Origin of the sequence: Streptomyces sp. NPDC088732 (assembly GCF_044751205.1) — a bacterium.
Classification (GTDB): domain Bacteria; phylum Actinomycetota; class Actinomycetes; order Streptomycetales; family Streptomycetaceae; genus Actinacidiphila.
Genome location: NZ_JBIVLI010000026.1, coordinates 74,978 through 88,825 on the forward strand (window position 1 = coordinate 74,978; position 13,848 = coordinate 88,825).

11 protein-coding genes are annotated in these 13,848 nt (G+C 73.8%); 6 read left to right on the forward strand and 5 right to left on the reverse strand.

All coding sequences use genetic code 11. The features are described 5' to 3' along the window. Positions 1–14: 14 nt before the first annotated feature. The 3 genes from ACIP9H_RS34510 to ACIP9H_RS34520 all read right to left on the reverse strand — a co-directional run bounded on the left by ACIP9H_RS34510 (position 15) and on the right by ACIP9H_RS34520 (position 5,196). Positions 15–1,979, reverse strand: a complete 1,965-nt coding sequence (locus tag ACIP9H_RS34510; protein WP_401963028.1) for a TOMM precursor leader peptide-binding protein — start codon at positions 1,977–1,979, stop codon at positions 15–17. Then, the gene (locus tag ACIP9H_RS34515) at positions 1,972–4,209 is read right to left on the reverse strand and encodes a TOMM precursor leader peptide-binding protein (RefSeq protein WP_401963030.1); all 2,238 of its coding nucleotides are present in this window, start codon (positions 4,207–4,209) and stop codon (positions 1,972–1,974) included. The genes ACIP9H_RS34510 and ACIP9H_RS34515 overlap by 8 nt, the downstream gene beginning before the upstream one ends. 81 nt (positions 4,210–4,290) lie before the next feature. Beyond that, positions 4,291–5,196, reverse strand: a complete 906-nt coding sequence (locus ACIP9H_RS34520; protein WP_401585782.1) for a BTAD domain-containing putative transcriptional regulator — start codon at positions 5,194–5,196, stop codon at positions 4,291–4,293. A 796-nt stretch (positions 5,197–5,992) separates the two neighbouring features. Between ACIP9H_RS34520 and ACIP9H_RS34525 the strand changes: the two genes are divergently transcribed. From ACIP9H_RS34525 to ACIP9H_RS34550, 6 genes are read left to right on the forward strand one after another with little or no spacing between them, the layout of a single operon-like run. Further along, positions 5,993–7,519, forward strand: coding sequence for a sensor histidine kinase (locus ACIP9H_RS34525; protein WP_401585784.1), 1,527 nt, complete (start codon positions 5,993–5,995; stop codon positions 7,517–7,519). Further along, positions 7,519–7,974: a roadblock/LC7 domain-containing protein gene (locus tag ACIP9H_RS34530; protein ID WP_360908525.1), complete on the forward strand. Its 456-nt coding sequence runs from the start codon at positions 7,519–7,521 to the stop codon at positions 7,972–7,974. The genes ACIP9H_RS34525 and ACIP9H_RS34530 overlap by 1 nt, the downstream gene beginning before the upstream one ends. Next, a complete protein-coding gene (locus tag ACIP9H_RS34535) occupies positions 7,971–8,330 on the forward strand; it encodes a DUF742 domain-containing protein (RefSeq protein WP_360908523.1) in 360 nt (119 codons plus the stop codon). The genes ACIP9H_RS34530 and ACIP9H_RS34535 overlap by 4 nt, the downstream gene beginning before the upstream one ends. Then, positions 8,311–8,940, forward strand: a complete 630-nt coding sequence (locus ACIP9H_RS34540; protein ID WP_401585787.1) for a GTP-binding protein — start codon at positions 8,311–8,313, stop codon at positions 8,938–8,940. Before ACIP9H_RS34535 ends, ACIP9H_RS34540 begins: the two co-directional genes overlap by 20 nt. Next, on the forward strand, positions 8,937–10,187 hold the full coding sequence (locus ACIP9H_RS34545) for a cytochrome P450 (RefSeq protein WP_401585790.1): 1,251 nt from the start codon (positions 8,937–8,939) through the stop codon (positions 10,185–10,187). Before ACIP9H_RS34540 ends, ACIP9H_RS34545 begins: the two co-directional genes overlap by 4 nt. Further along, positions 10,184–11,434, forward strand: coding sequence for a cytochrome P450 (locus ACIP9H_RS34550; protein WP_401585793.1), 1,251 nt, complete (start codon positions 10,184–10,186; stop codon positions 11,432–11,434). The genes ACIP9H_RS34545 and ACIP9H_RS34550 overlap by 4 nt, the downstream gene beginning before the upstream one ends. A gap of 194 nt (positions 11,435–11,628) precedes the next feature. Here the strand turns inward: ACIP9H_RS34550 and ACIP9H_RS34555 are convergent, their stop codons facing one another. After that, positions 11,629–12,567, reverse strand: coding sequence for a ketopantoate reductase family protein (locus ACIP9H_RS34555; RefSeq protein WP_401585796.1), 939 nt, complete (start codon positions 12,565–12,567; stop codon positions 11,629–11,631). 19 nt (positions 12,568–12,586) lie between these two features. Further along, positions 12,587–13,807 (reverse strand): MFS transporter, encoded by a 1,221-nt coding sequence (locus ACIP9H_RS34560; protein WP_401963033.1) that lies wholly within the window; start codon positions 13,805–13,807, stop codon positions 12,587–12,589. Positions 13,808–13,848 lie beyond the last annotated feature (41 nt).

The window sequence follows — 13,848 nt, forward strand, 5'->3', positions numbered from 1 at the left end:
GGTGGGCGGCTGGTTCACGGGAAGGGGTGCGGGGCGAGGTTGAGTTCCTCGTCCCGCAGGACGTGGCCGGTGAGGCCTGCGGTGTGCGGGGCGGTGCGCAGCCGGGGCATGTGCAGTGCGCGCTGGCGGTGCCAGCCGAAGTCGATGGGGATCAGGCCGGGCACCAGGACGGCGGCCGTGTGCAGTCCGGCGTCGCGCTGCTCGGGCATCGTCTGGTCCACCACGACGACGTCGAAGCCGTGCGCGGTGACGGCCGCCACGGCGGCGTCGAGGTCCTCGCGCAGGTCGGCGGCGGGCGGGCGGCCGGTGGCCAGGGCGGCGACGGGGCGCGGCGGCGGTCCCGCGGGCCCGTCCCGCGGGTCCAGCAGGAAGTCCGCGTGCCGGGCCATGGAGGGCAGCCCGTACAGCAGCGGGTGGTCGTGCAGGACGTGGACGGAACCGAAGTCGGCGGCCATCGCCTCCAGCCGGTCCCGCTCGCGTTCGGTGCGCCGCTGGAGCTTGACGGCGTCGGTGGCGATCTCGGCGAGCCCCGCGGCCAGGGCCGCCTCGGGGTCCCAGGAGGCGCCCGCGCCGAAACACAAGGTGCCCGTGCCGCCGTCGGCGCGCTGGGCGACGGCGGTGACGACCGGGACCGGGAAGGTGATCCGGGTGTCGAAGAACCGGGCCCGGTAGCCGTACATCGCGAGCCGTTCGACCATGTGCCGGGTCGCGGGCCGGGTGCTGGTGGCGGGGTCGATCTCGGGCAGGGGGAGGCCGGCGTACCAGGCGATGAGGAAGGCGTCGCGTTCGACGGCCTCCATGAGCCCGAACAGGACGGCCTCCTCCAGACTGCCGCCCGAGGCGCAGCCGTTGGAGCTCTCCTGGACGAAGCGGTTCTCCAGCCCTCCGGGTGCGTGGTAGTACGCGAGCACTTCCGGGACGAGCAGCGGCCGCCGGTCGCGGAGCGAGTACCCCCACACCCAGGGGTGGGGCCGGTCCGGGTCGAAGGGCCGGACCAGGTCCTGGTGCCGGTAGAAGGCGTCGGAGTACACGCCGCAGGTGCGCGGGTCCAGGGCGTCGTCGCCGAGTTCGGCCAGGGAGGCGACGACGGTGGTGCGCTTGCCGCGGGCGCGCATGCCGGCGAAGCGCTCCATGCCCTCCAGCACGCCGACGCGGACGCTGCGTCCGTAACTGCCCGTGTGGCCGCCCCAGTAGGACTCGCGCAGGTAGCTGCCCGAGCGCAGGGTGAACGAGCCCACCGTGGAGGCGGTCGACGCGGAGGTGAGGTCCGGGGCGACGGAGGGGCCGAGCATGCCGGTGACCGGATTGACGAAGGCCTCCAGCGGGAGGTCGTAGTCGTCGATGTGCCGGCCGCGGAAGCCGGCCGGGTCCGCCTTGGGGACGCTGGCCACGGTGACGGTGGCCGCCTCGGCGGTGTCGGGGACCCGGCGGTCGCAGTGCGGGCACTCCGCGTCGGGGACGAGGACGGCCCGGTTGACCTGGAGGCTCTCCAGGTCGAGGAGATGGACGGCCCCGAACCGGCCCTGCTCCGGGGCACGTTCACCGGCCGCCGCGGCCAGGGCGGCGACCGCGTCGACGGCGAAGGCGGTGGTGAAGGGCCACTCCCCCGTCGCCCGGGTGCCGGAGCCCAGTTCGAGGGCGTCGCGCAGGGTGCCGGGCCGCACGGCCTGCCAGCGGCGGGCCAGGCAGCGCGGGCACGGCGTCCGCGCCGCCCGCCGGTCCGCCGGAGCGGGGCCGACGAGGGCGTGGTGCCCGTAGAGATGGACGGCGGCGGCCCCCTCGGCGGGGGCTCCGTCGGCGGGGCCGGTGGCCGCGGCCTGCTCGTCGCGCAGGCCGAGCACCGCGACGCGCACCTTCGCGCCACCGCCGAGGTGGCGGCGCAGGCTGCGGGTGAACAGCGCCTCCACCGCCGGCGCGTCGGCGTCGGCGTCGGACGCTCCCCGCGGGGCGGCGGGCCGCGGCGCCGTGTCGTTACGCATCCACGGCCCCGTGCGCGAGCAGGACCCGGGCGACGTGCACGCCGCCGGCCCGCAGGTCGGCCGAACCGGTCTCCACGACAAAGGCGTCCAGGCCGTGTCCGGCCAGTCGGGCGAGAACGCCCGTGCCCGGCTCCTGCTCGCGTACGGGCAGCCCGGCCTCCCCGGTGACGGCGAGGGTCATCGGGTCGAGGTCACCCAGCAGCGGGTCGCCGGTGTCGGGGAGCGCGGCGGACGCGGACTCGCGGCCCAGCTGGACCAGTCCGAGCAGGTCGCGCAGCGCGGCGACGGCGGCCCCGCGGCGCAAGGGTCCGGCGCCGGTCGCCCAGAGCGTCCGCCCGGTGTGCGGGTCCTCCGCGCGGGCGAGCAGCACCGGCGCTGGCGCGTCGGCACCGCCGAGGTCCAGGAGTTCGGCGGCCAGGCCCAGGTTCACGGCCGACCGGCGCAGGAAGACCAGTTCGCGGTCCTCGTCCTCCCGGCCGGCCGGGAGCAGGGTGACGGCCGTGCGGCCGCGCAGCGCGAGGACCAGGGTGTGCAGCGTCAGCGCCGAGTACAGGCCGAGCGCGGCGGCCGCGGACGGGGACCCGGCGGCGGCCGAACCGGCGGACGTGGGCTGGAACATCCGGTCGTGGTTGTCGGGGCCGAAGGTGCGCACCGCGCCGGCCGGGACCAGGGCGGTGCGCCCCGAGGCCGGCGAGGTCGCGGGCAGCCAGGTGCGGACCTGCCCGGCACCGGCGCCGGTGCCCGAGGCCACGTCCAGAGTGGCGGGGGCGAGCAGCGGCCACTTCTCCCGCGCGGCCTCCAGGGCGGCGCCGCGTACGGCGCCCGCCGGCGGCACCACGTGCTCGGCGTAGGTCGCGGCGGCGAGGTGCAGGGCCTGCAGCCGGGCCCCGGCGACGTGGTGCACGTCGAAGGCGGTGATCTCGCGCGGCCCTCGGTGGCCTATGCCGAGCCGTACCGTGCCGACCTTGAGGGGCGTCTGCTCCCATGCGTCGTCGGCGAAGGCGGCGAGCACACCGGCGCGGGGGTGGGTGAGCACCGACCGGGCGTCCAAGGCGGCCATCGCCGCGTCGGCGTCGGCGTCGGCGTCGGCGTCGGGGGCGACCTCGCCGCCACCTTGACGTACCGTCAGATCGACGTCCATGTCGACGGGCGCGGGTTCCGGTCGGCCGTCCTCGTCGTCCCGGCAGAAGGGGCAGCGCGGATGCGGCAGCAGGGGCTCGGTGACGACGTCGAGGGAGTCGAGGTCCTGGAGGACGACGCGGCCCTCGGTCTCCGGCGCGAGCACACCGGTGACCTGCCGGAACACCTCGTACGCCAGGAGGTTGCCGAGCATGGCCGCGGGCGGCCCGGACACACCGGCGGTGGCGGACCGGCCGCTCTCGCCCAGGCTCGCGCCGCTCCAGAGGTCGGCCGCGGCACCGGCGTCGCCGTTGGCGCCCAGCCGCAGCGCCGCGCACGCCCAGCAGCCCGCCGTGGCCGAGGTCATGACGGGGCCGGCCACCGCCTGGCCGCCGAACGTCCAGGCGGGCAGCAGCCGTACGCCCTCGGGGACGCCCGCCTCCAGCAGACCGAGCACGGTGCGCGGGCCGCCCGTGGTGACGACCACGTCGTACCCGGCGAGGTCCGCCCACCCGGCTCCGGGCCCGAGGTCCTTGCGGGCGATCCCGACGGGGCACCCGTCGGCGGCCAGGGCGCCCGCCTCGTCGACGGCGGCGGCGAACGGGTCGTCACCCGTGGCCGCGGGTACGGCGATCGCTGCGCAGCCGTTGCGGACCAGGCTCAGCGCGCACCACTGCGCGACGTCGTCGTCGCCGAGCACCGCGACGCGGGTCTCACGGAAGCGGCGGAACCGGCCGCCCGCCTCCCCCGCATAGTGGTCGATGTAGTCGATCTGGGGGGCGAAGCGCCGCGCGACCTCGGGCGCCAGCTGGTCCAGGCCGTCGCTGCCGGGCGTGACGTCACGGGCGAAGCCCCGTCCGTACAGGGCGCCCACCAGCTCGCCGACCATGGCGCGCTGCTGGTCGCCCAGGCCGGCGCACATCTCCTCGACGCGGTGCGTGCCGTCGAGGTGGGGCACGATCAGCGACGCGAACCGGTAGGCCGATCTGCCCTGGAGATTGAAGCCTCCGTGGGCATTGTGGAATACCACCCCGGCGGGCGTCTCGGTGAAAAGAACATCACGACGGATACGGGGATACGAGTGCGCGACTTCCTCGTACGCAGCGGTCATGCCGTATTACTCCCTTGCAGGGGCGCGGTCATGGGGACACACGGATTCCCGGGCCGGTCGGGGAAACCGTCCGGAATCCGGTCAGGTCGTGCCGGGGGACATATCGGGGCCGGTGGCCTCGGAACGCATTTCGAGTGCGCCCCTGGCGAGGATGCGCAGTGAGTCGTGCATTCGGTACTGGCCTTCGGGGCCCTCTTCGAGCAGCCCCGCGCCGACGAGTGTTTCGAGGACCTGCGCCGCACCGCCGGCCAGAAAGGACTTTCCCGCGCCACCGGCCTTGGCACCGGATTCGGGACGAGCGGGGAAATGGTCTCGACCATTGGCGCGGGCCGCCGGGAGGGCGCGGCCGCCGGGCGCACCGGCCGTGAGGTCGTCGCCCCGCAGCACCGCGAGCTCCAGCCGTTGCAGCGCGGGGCCGGGGTCGACCCCGAGCTCCGTGCGCAGGTAGCGCTTGACCACCCCGTACTCGCGCAGCGCGTCCGCGCGGCGGCCCGTGCGGTGCAGGGCCGCCACCAGCTGCACCCAGAACGGCTCGTGGGCGGGGTGCGAGCGGGCCGCGGGCCACAGCTCGGCGAGCACCTGGCGGCTGCGCCCGAGGGCGACTTCGAGGTCGAAGACCCGCTCCATCGCGCGCAGCCGCTCCTCGGTGAGCCGCGGCACGACCTCGCGCTGCAGGATCTCGGAGTGGATGTTGGCCAGCAGCGGCCCCTGCCACAGGGCGAGCGCGGCCCGCAGGGTGCGCAGCTCCTGTTCCGGGTCGGCCGCGGCGTCGGCGCTGCGCAGCAGATCACGGAAGGCGATGAGGTCGAGCGTCGTGGCGTCCGCGGTGATGCGGTAGCCGCCGGGGACGGCCTCGATGAGCCGGCTCGCGACGCCGTAGCGGGCGAACAGCTGCCGCAGCCGCTGCACGCAGGTGTGCAGCGCGGACTTGGCGCCGCCGGATCGCTCCTCCCCCCACACCACGCGCTGGAGAAAGTCCGCGGACACCGTGGAATTGGGGTGTAAAAGAAGGGCGGCAAGGAGGTTGGCGGGTTTCGACGGCTGAAGTGCGATGACGTCGCCGCCGTCCGCTATCCGAACCGGCCCCAACATGAGAAACCTCGGACTGAATTCCCCGGAATCGAATGACGCACCCGGTCCGGGTCCGTCGGACGTTTCCTGCACCTGGTCGACAGATTGCCTTTTCTGCATTTCCGCCCACACTCCCCGCTGACGTCCGCGAACGTACCACCGCTCACAGACCGCTCACAAGAGGACCGCAACAGCGCCGATGGGGTTTCCGGGAAGCCGTATGCACCATTTGGCCTCATTCATCTACGCGTGTCGACCCGGATGTACGAAGTTTTAACAAAAGCGCACCCTCGACCGCACTCCAAGAAAGGACCCGTCAATAGCGCGATGACGCGAACCACCCCATGCGCTCTTGCGCCGGACATCTCGGAGCACCCCGGACACGAGTAATCACCGCGGACATCCGGTTCACCGCCCCGCCGCATGCCGAACCCGGCCCTGGACAGCGCCTCCCGCTGACGTCGTAGCAGGTCACGACCGCGATGCCGCCACGAAACCTCATCGGCGAACAGAAGTAACCGCGAGACCGATCAACCACGGTCAGGAACTCGCATATAGTGACCCGGAGTTCACGCGCCCCCGGCCCCGCCGGACGGGACGCGTGTTCTTTTGTGACATCACCTCCTTTACCCCCTTGCCCCCTTCACCTCCTTTACCTCCTTTCGCGTCCGATCCGCACCGTCCGTCCGCACGGCCCCGAGGTCACCGATCCATGACAGCGCACACCCCGCCCACCCGCCTGTGGTCCGGGCGTTCGCGCGACGCAGCAGCGCCAGAGCCGCCGCGTCCGCCGCTCCCCTACCTGGCCCGGACCGTCGCCGCCCCGGTGGTCGTCACCGGATCGGCGGGAGTCTGGCTGGTGTCCGCCGCCGACGGTGCGCGCGTGCCCGCCGCGGTCGGCGCCACGGCAGGAGTCGTCCTCCTCGCGGCGGCGGCCGTCGTGGCGGCGACGTCCTCCTGGCGCGCGCGACGTCTGGGCGAGCACCTCGCCCAAGAGGAAGCGGACACCGCCCGGTTCGCCGACGAGGTGCTGCCCGCCCTGATCGACCGGCTGACGCACGGCGACTCCGCCGCCTCCGCCCTCGCCGCGGTGGACGTGCCCCTGGACGAGGCCCGGCGCCGGACCCTGGCCCTGGTCGCCGAGGAACTGGCCACCAGCGAGTCGCGCCGCGCCGCGGCCATGTCCGCCGGATCCAACGCCGCGGGCCGCATGCAGGCACTGACCACCAGCATGCTGGCCGACCTGCGGGAGATGGAGCACCGGCACAGCGACCCGGCAGTCCTCGGCGACCTCCTCCACCTCGACCACCGCACGGCGCAGGCCGGCCGGCTCGCCGACAGCATCGCCGTGCTGGCGGGCGCGCGTTCGGGACGCCGGTGGGCCAAGCCGATCCGCATGGAGTCGATCCTGCGCGGCGCGATGGGCCGTATCAGCGGCTACCAGCGCGTGCGGCTGCACTCCAGCAGCGAGGTGGCGATCGTCGGGCACGCGGCCGAGGGCGTGATGCACGCCCTGGCCGAACTCATGGACAACGCCGCCAACTTCTCGCCGCCGACCGCCGAGGTCCACGTGTACGTCGAGGAGGTGCCCGCGGGCGCGGTCATCACCATCGAGGACAGCGGACTGGTCATGGGCGAGGTCGCGCTGCGCCGCGCCGAGGGCGCGGTCGCGGCGAACGGCTGGGACCACCTCACGGGCCTGTCCGGCACGCGCCTCGGGCTCGTGGTCGTCGGTCGGCTCGCCCGCAAGCACAGACTGAAGGTGTCGTTCCGGCCCTCGGCGCGCGGCGGCACCGGCGTCGTGGTGATGATCCCCCAGGAACTGATCACCCGTCCGCGCCCCGGCGGCACCGCGGACGCCGACTCCGCCGAGATCCTGCTCCCCGACCCGCTGCCCGTCGCGCCGCGCCCGGACCCCGAGGACCTGCCCTCGCGCGCGAATGCCGGTGAGGCAGCGCCGGAGCCCGCCACGGATACCGAAACGGCTGCCGACCCCACCGAGTTCGGGGAGAGCGGCCTGCCCAAGCGCCGCCGCGGCCGCACCCTGGCCGCCGCCCGTCACGCCGAACCGTCCGTCGTCACCCGCCGCTCCGCCCCCCGCGACGACGACACGCCGGCGGCCCGCGCCGCCCGCTTCAGCACCTTCCGGGGAGCCCTCAAGCGCAAGCCCTCCCCCGCATCAGCCCCCTCCGCGGCCCCCCACCAGCAGACCGCGACGGACCCAGAAAGCGATTCCTGATGACCGCAACCGCAGCCGGCAGCACCCACGGCAGCAGCACCAGCACCGACGAGAGACTCAACTGGCTGCTGGAGAACCTGCTCGAGCGGACACCCGGGGCCCGCCACGCCCTGGTCCTGTCCCGTGACGGACTCAAGCTGTGCCGCACCCCCGAACTCTCCGTGGACCAGGCGGACCAGCTCGCGGCGATCTCCGCCGGCATCCAAAGCCTGTCGCAGGGCGCGTCCGTCGAGTTCGGCGACGGCAGCGGCGGCGTCCGGCAGGCCATGGCCGAGTTCTACGGCGGCATCCTCTTCATCGTGGAGGCCGGGGACGGCGCCCACCTGGCCGTCGTCGCCCGCGAGGACTCCGACGTCGGCGTGATCGGCCACAACATGAGCGAACTGGTCGAGCAGCTCGGGGAGCACCTGAGCGCACCGCCCCGTGAGGCCGGCGCGGACGGCGACCTCGGATGACCCCTCGCCCGGGCCGGGACGACGATCCGGACCGGCTCTACACCCTCACCGGAGGACGCAGCCGTCCCGAGTCGGACGTGTTCGACCTGGTGACACTGGTGGTCGCCGAGTGCGATCCCGCGCCCGGGATGCAGTCGGAGCACCAGCTGATCCTGCGCGTCTGCCGGCAGCCGACGGCGGTGGTGGAACTCGCCGCCGACCTCGCGCTGCCGGTCGGCATCACCAAGGTCCTGCTCGGCGATCTGCTGGAGACCGGCAGGATCAGCGCCCGCCACCCCCGAACCGTCCGTACGGCGGCCCAACTGCCGGACCCCGAGATCCTGGAGCAGGTGCTCGTTGGACTACGCAACCTCTGACCACAGTCCGCCGTTCCGGCGGCCGCTCAGCGCCACCGCCGACAACGGGCTGAAGATCGTGATCACGGGCGGGTTCGGCGTGGGCAAGACGACCATGGTCCGCTCGGTCAGCGAGATCCGCCCGCTGAACACCGAGGAGACGATGACGCAGGCGGGCGAGGCCGTGGACGACCTCGCCGGTGTCCAGGCGAAGACCTCCACGACCGTGGCCTTCGACTTCGGGCGGATCAGCCTGGACCGCCGCAATGTGCTGTACCTGTTCGGCGCGCCCGGCCAGCAGCGCTTCTGGTTCCTGTGGGACCGGCTGTTCAGCGGCACCCTCGGGGCCGTCGTCCTGGTCGACACCCGCCGGCTGGACGACTCCTGGTACGCGATCGACCGCCTGGAGCACCACGGGACGCCCTTCGTGGTGGCCCGCAACGACTTCGGCGGCCCGCGGCACACCGAGGAGCAGGTACGGGACGCGCTGTCGCTCGCGGACGGCATCCCGCTGATCGAGTGCGACGCGCGCTCGCGCCAGTCCTCCAAGGACGTGCTGATCACGCTCGTCCGGCATCTGCACACCCTGTCCGCAGCCAGCCCGCGCGCCCGGGAGACGACCGCACCGTGACCACCGAGCCATCGACCACCGAGGACGCGTTCGCGGGCGCCGTGCCCTTCAGCGGACCGCGCTTCCACGTCGAACCCGCCCAGCTGTACCGGGAGATGCGGCGCGACCACGGCGCGGTCGCCCCCGTCCTGCTCGACGGCGACGTGCCCGCCTGGCTGGTGCTGGGCTACCGCGAGCTGCTGCACGTCACCAACGACGCGGTGCTGTTCAGCCGCGACTCGGACGTGTGGAACCAGTGGGACCGCATCCCGGACGACTGGCCGCTGCTGCCGATGATCGGCCGCAAGCAGCCGTCGATCCTCTACACGGTCGGCGAACGGCACCGGCAGCGCGCCGCGATGATGAGCCACGCCATGGAGGCGGTCGACCCGTTCGAACTGCGGCGCACCGCCGAGCGGTACGCGGACCGGCTCATCGACTCCTTCTGCGGCCGCGGCCGGGCGGACCTGCTGGGCGAGTTCGCCACGCTGCTGCCGGTGCGTGTGCTGGCCCGCCTCTACGGCTTCACCGACGAGCAGGGCCCGGCGCTGGTCAAGGCGATCAACGACCTGGTCGACAGCACCGAGGACGCCATCGCCGGGCAGACCCATGTCTTCACCGCCATGACCGGGCTGCTGGAGCTGAAGAAGGGGCGGCCCGGCCCCGACGTCGTCTCCCGCATGCTCGCCGACCGGTACGACTTCTCGGACGAGGAGATCGTGCAGGACATGATGGTGATGACCGTCGCGGGCCACCAGCCGACCGCGGACTGGATCGGCAACTCGCTGCGGCTGATGCTGACCGACGACCGCTTCGCCGCGTCGTTCTCCGGCGGCCGGCACAGCGTGGGCCAGGCGATGAACGAGGTGCTGTGGGAGGACACGCCCACGCAGAACATCGCCGGGCGGTGGGCCACGCGCGATACCCGGGTGGGCGGGCGCCAGATCCGCTCCGGCGACCTGCTGATCCTCGGCTTCGCGGCGGCCAACGCGGACCCCCAGGTGCATCTGGAGGCGGGCGGCCCGACCCACGGGAACAGCGCCTTCTTCTCCTTCGGGCACGGCGAGCACCGCTGCCCGTTCCCCGCCCAGGAGATCGCCGAGGTGATCGCCCGGACCGGGATCGAGGTGCTGCTCGACCGGCTGCCCGACATCGATCTCGCCGTCGCTCCGGAGACCCTGGTGCGGCGTGCGTCCCCCTGGCTGCGGGGAATGACCGAACTCCCCGTGCGCTTCACTCCCACTCCGGCTCTTGGAGAACGTCCATGAAATGCCCCGTCACCGGAGCGAGCGCCCTCGACGGCGCGCGCATCGTGCTCGACCCCCTGGTCCAGGATCTGGCCGCGGAGAGCGCGCTGCTGCGCGACGCGGGCCCGCTCGCGGCGGTCGAACTGCCCGGCGGCGTACCCGTGTGGGCCGTCACGCACCACGCGGAGGCGCGGGCGCTGCTCACCGACCCGCGGCTGGTGAAGGACATCGCCCACTGGGACGCGTTCACCCGCGGTGAGATACCGGCCGACTGGGCGCTGATCGGCCTGGCCAACCCGGGCCGCTCCATGCTGACGGTGGACGGCGCGGACCACCGCCGACTGCGCGCGCTGGTGGCCCAGGCGCTGACCCCCCGCCGGGTGGAGCTCATGCGCGAGCGCATCGAGGAGCTGACGGCGGGTCTGCTGGACCGGGTGGCGAAGGCCGCCGAGGACGCCGAAGTGATCGACCTCAAGGCCGAGTTCGCGTACCCGCTGCCGATGTACGTGGTGCAGGAGCTGATGGGCATCGACGAGGCGCACCTGCCGAGGCTGAAGGTGCTGTTCGAGAAGTTCTTCTCGACCCAGACCCCGCCCGAGGAGGTGCTCGCCACCCTGGGCGAGCTCGCGGAGATGATGGGCGGCACGGTCGCGGCCCGCCGCGCCGAGCCGGGCGACGACCTGACGAGCGCCCTGATCGCGGCCTCCGAGGACGGCGACCACCTCACCGACGCGGAGATCCAGAGCACCCTGCAGCTGATGATCGCCGCCGGTCACGAGACGACCATCTCGCTGATCGTGAACGCGGTGGTCAACCTGCTGACCCACCCGGACCAGCTCGCGCTCGTCCTGGCGGGCAAGGTGGCCTGGGAGGCCGTGGTGGAGGAAACGCTCCGGCACTCCACGCCGACCTCGCACGTGCTGATCCGCTTCGCCACCGAGGACGTCCCGGTCGGCGACAAGGTCATCGCCAAGGGCGAGGCACTGATCGTCTCGTACGCGGCCATCGGCGGCGACGAGGCCCAGCACGGGCCGACCGCGGGCGAGTTCGACATCACGCGGGAGCCGATCCGGCACATCGCCTTCGGCCACGGCCCGCACGTCTGCCCCGGCGCGGCTCTGTCCCGCCTGGAGGCGGGCGTGGCCCTCCCGGCCCTGTTCGCGCGCTTCCCCGGCCTGTCCCTGGCGGTCCCGGCCGCGGAGCTGCGCAACAAGCCGGTCGTGACCCAGAACGACCTGTACGAGCTGCCCGTCCGGATCGCCGGCTGACACGCCCGGCACGGCTCCCCCAGGTGCGGTGGATCGCACCTGGGGGAGAGTCGTCCCGTGGCCGGCGTGGCCGGCTCCCTCGCACGATGTGTCGACTCCCTCGTCCGAAGGCTGCGGGAGTCCCGTGCCTGGGCCACCTCCCAGCGGTGGCCGGGGCGGGGGCTTTCGGCACACATCCCGCCCGCCGGCCGGGGTCAGGCGTCCGGGGCCGCCGGGCGGCCGAGTTCGTACGGGGCGAGGATGTCGGCAACCGTCCGGTTGCGCGGCGTGGGCACGCCGAGCCGCTGTCCCAGGGAGACGACTCCGCCGCTGAGCCAGGGCACTTCGAGCCGGTTGCCGCGCTCCAGGTCGTGGGCCATGGACGAGGTCATGCCGGCCGGGAGGCTGTCGACGGCGGCCATCTGCGCGTCGGCGAACCCCTCGTCGAGGTCCACGCCCGCGGCACGTCCGACGGCGACGGCCTCGGCCATCACCTCGCGCAGCAGCTCGCGGGAGCCGGGGTTGCGGCGGATGACGCCGATCGGCTGCCGCACGGCGGTGGTCGTCGCGGACAGCCCGGTGAGGAACACGTACTTCTCCCAGACCGTCCGCGCGATGTCCGCGCCGATCTCGGCGTCGATGCCGGCCTTCACGCACGCCTGCTGGAACTCGGCCACGCCGTCCGCCGGCCGCCCTTCGTAGGCGCCGAGGACGATCCGCTGCAGCGTCCCGCGGTGCACGACGACGCCGGGCTCCTCGATTACCGCCGCGATGTAGCAGACACCGCCCCACACGGCGTCGTCCGGCAGGTGGCGGCGCAGCACCGTGTCCTTCTCCACGCCGTTCTGGAGGGAGAGCACACGGGCCCCGCGGTCGGTGAGATGGCGCAGCCCGGCCGCGACGTCCTCGGTGTCCCACAGCTTCACGGCGACCAGGACGACATCGGCCTCGTGCACGTCGGCCGGCGACTCGGCGAAGTGCCCGGCGTCGACCCGGACGTCCCCCAGCGGGCTGCGCACCAGCAGCGCCCCCCGTTCCCGTACGGCCGCCAGGTGCCGGCCGCGCGCCACGAAGGTGACCTCGTGGCCCGCCTCGGCCAACCGGGCGCCGAAGTAGCCTCCGACTCCGCCCGCTCCCACAACCACGATGCGCATGACGTGCTTTCCTTCCGGTTCAGCCGGTGTGACTCGGGTGCCCGGGCGATGCCCTGCGCAGCAGCGCGGTCGCCGGGATGAGGATTGCCGCCGTGGCGGCGGCGCAGACGAACAGGGGCGCGGGCGGCAGGACGCCGCGCAGCGCGGTCACGACGAGCGGCGTGACGAACCCGAGGTAGGCCAGGCAGTAGAACACCGCCGCGGCGCCCGCGAGGTCCCGCGGCGCGGCCCAGGCCTCCACCTGGCTGAGCCCGGCCACCAGGAGCAGCCCGTAGCAGGCCCCGAGGGCCATCGCCGCCGGGATCAGCAGGGCGGGTTCCGCCAGCCGGACGGCCGCCGCGGCGAGGAGGAACCCGAGGACGGCGGCGACGAGGCCCCAGTGCCGGGTCACATGGGACCCGCGACGGGACAGCCGGCGGGCCGGCGGCTGGACGAGCAGGCCGGTGAGGAGGGTGAGTCCGGCGATGCCGCCGCCCGCCGCGATCTCCGGGCCGTGCAGCGGCACGAGCGCGGGCAGCACGGCGAAACTCGTGGTGGGCGCGCCGAAGACGAGCGGTGCCGAGGGGGCGACTTCCCAGCGGAACTCCCGTTGCAGCAGGGCGGTCCGCAGCCGGGGGCGTGACTGCCGGGAACCGCCGGCGACGGTCGCCGCGGGACCGGGCACGGCGGGATCGGGCACGGCGGGATCGGGCGCCTTCCACACGAACGGTGTCACGGCCGCCGTCAGGCACAGGTGCACGAGATAGGGCAGTGCCTCGGGCGCCGCCAGCCACTGCGCGAGGATGCCCGCCACGAGCGGGCCGCCGCCGAATCCCGCCGACAGCGCGACGGCGGCGCGCCGCGCGCCCGCGCCGGGGCCCGCGCCGGGGCCCGCGTCCGCCGACAGGTCCTTGATCCATGCCGTGCCCGGCCCGAAGGCCGCCCCGGACGCGACACCGGCCACCAGCCGCCCGAGCATCAGCGCCCAGAAATGGTCTCCGCCCACCAGCAGGACCGCCGAGGCGACGGCGGACAGCACCAGGGCGGCGCACACCACCTGCCGCCGTCCGAAGCGCTGCGCGAAGCGCGCCGCCAGCAGGAGCGCCGGGATCAGCCCGGCGGCGTAGGCCGCGAACGCGGTGGTGACCACGCTCGCGGTCACCCCGCTGTCCGCGCGGTAGACCAGCAGCAGCGGCGAGAACTGGTTCGCGCCCCAGCCGACGACGAACATCGCCGAGGCCGCGCGCATCCAGGATCGCATCGTCCGTCCTTGGTAACCGTCTTTCCGGTTACTATTGTCGC

Bases quoted from the DNA above. Each gene is read 5' to 3' on its own strand.
- ACIP9H_RS34510 (WP_401963028.1), bottom strand. From the start codon at position 1,979: ATGCGTAACGACACGGCGCCGCGGCCCGCCGCCCCGCGGGGAGCGTCC.
- ACIP9H_RS34515 (WP_401963030.1), bottom strand. From the start codon at position 4,209: ATGACCGCTGCGTACGAGGAAGTCGCGCACTCGTATCCCCGTATCCGT.
- ACIP9H_RS34525 (WP_401585784.1), top strand. From the start codon at position 5,993: ATGACAGCGCACACCCCGCCCACCCGCCTGTGGTCCGGGCGTTCGCGC.
- ACIP9H_RS34530 (WP_360908525.1), top strand. From the start codon at position 7,519: ATGACCGCAACCGCAGCCGGCAGCACCCACGGCAGCAGCACCAGCACC.
- ACIP9H_RS34535 (WP_360908523.1), top strand. From the start codon at position 7,971: ATGACCCCTCGCCCGGGCCGGGACGACGATCCGGACCGGCTCTACACC.
- ACIP9H_RS34550 (WP_401585793.1), top strand. From the start codon at position 10,184: ATGAAATGCCCCGTCACCGGAGCGAGCGCCCTCGACGGCGCGCGCATC.
- ACIP9H_RS34555 (WP_401585796.1), bottom strand. From the start codon at position 12,567: ATGCGCATCGTGGTTGTGGGAGCGGGCGGAGTCGGAGGCTACTTCGGC.
- ACIP9H_RS34560 (WP_401963033.1), bottom strand. From the start codon at position 13,807: ATGCGATCCTGGATGCGCGCGGCCTCGGCGATGTTCGTCGTCGGCTGG.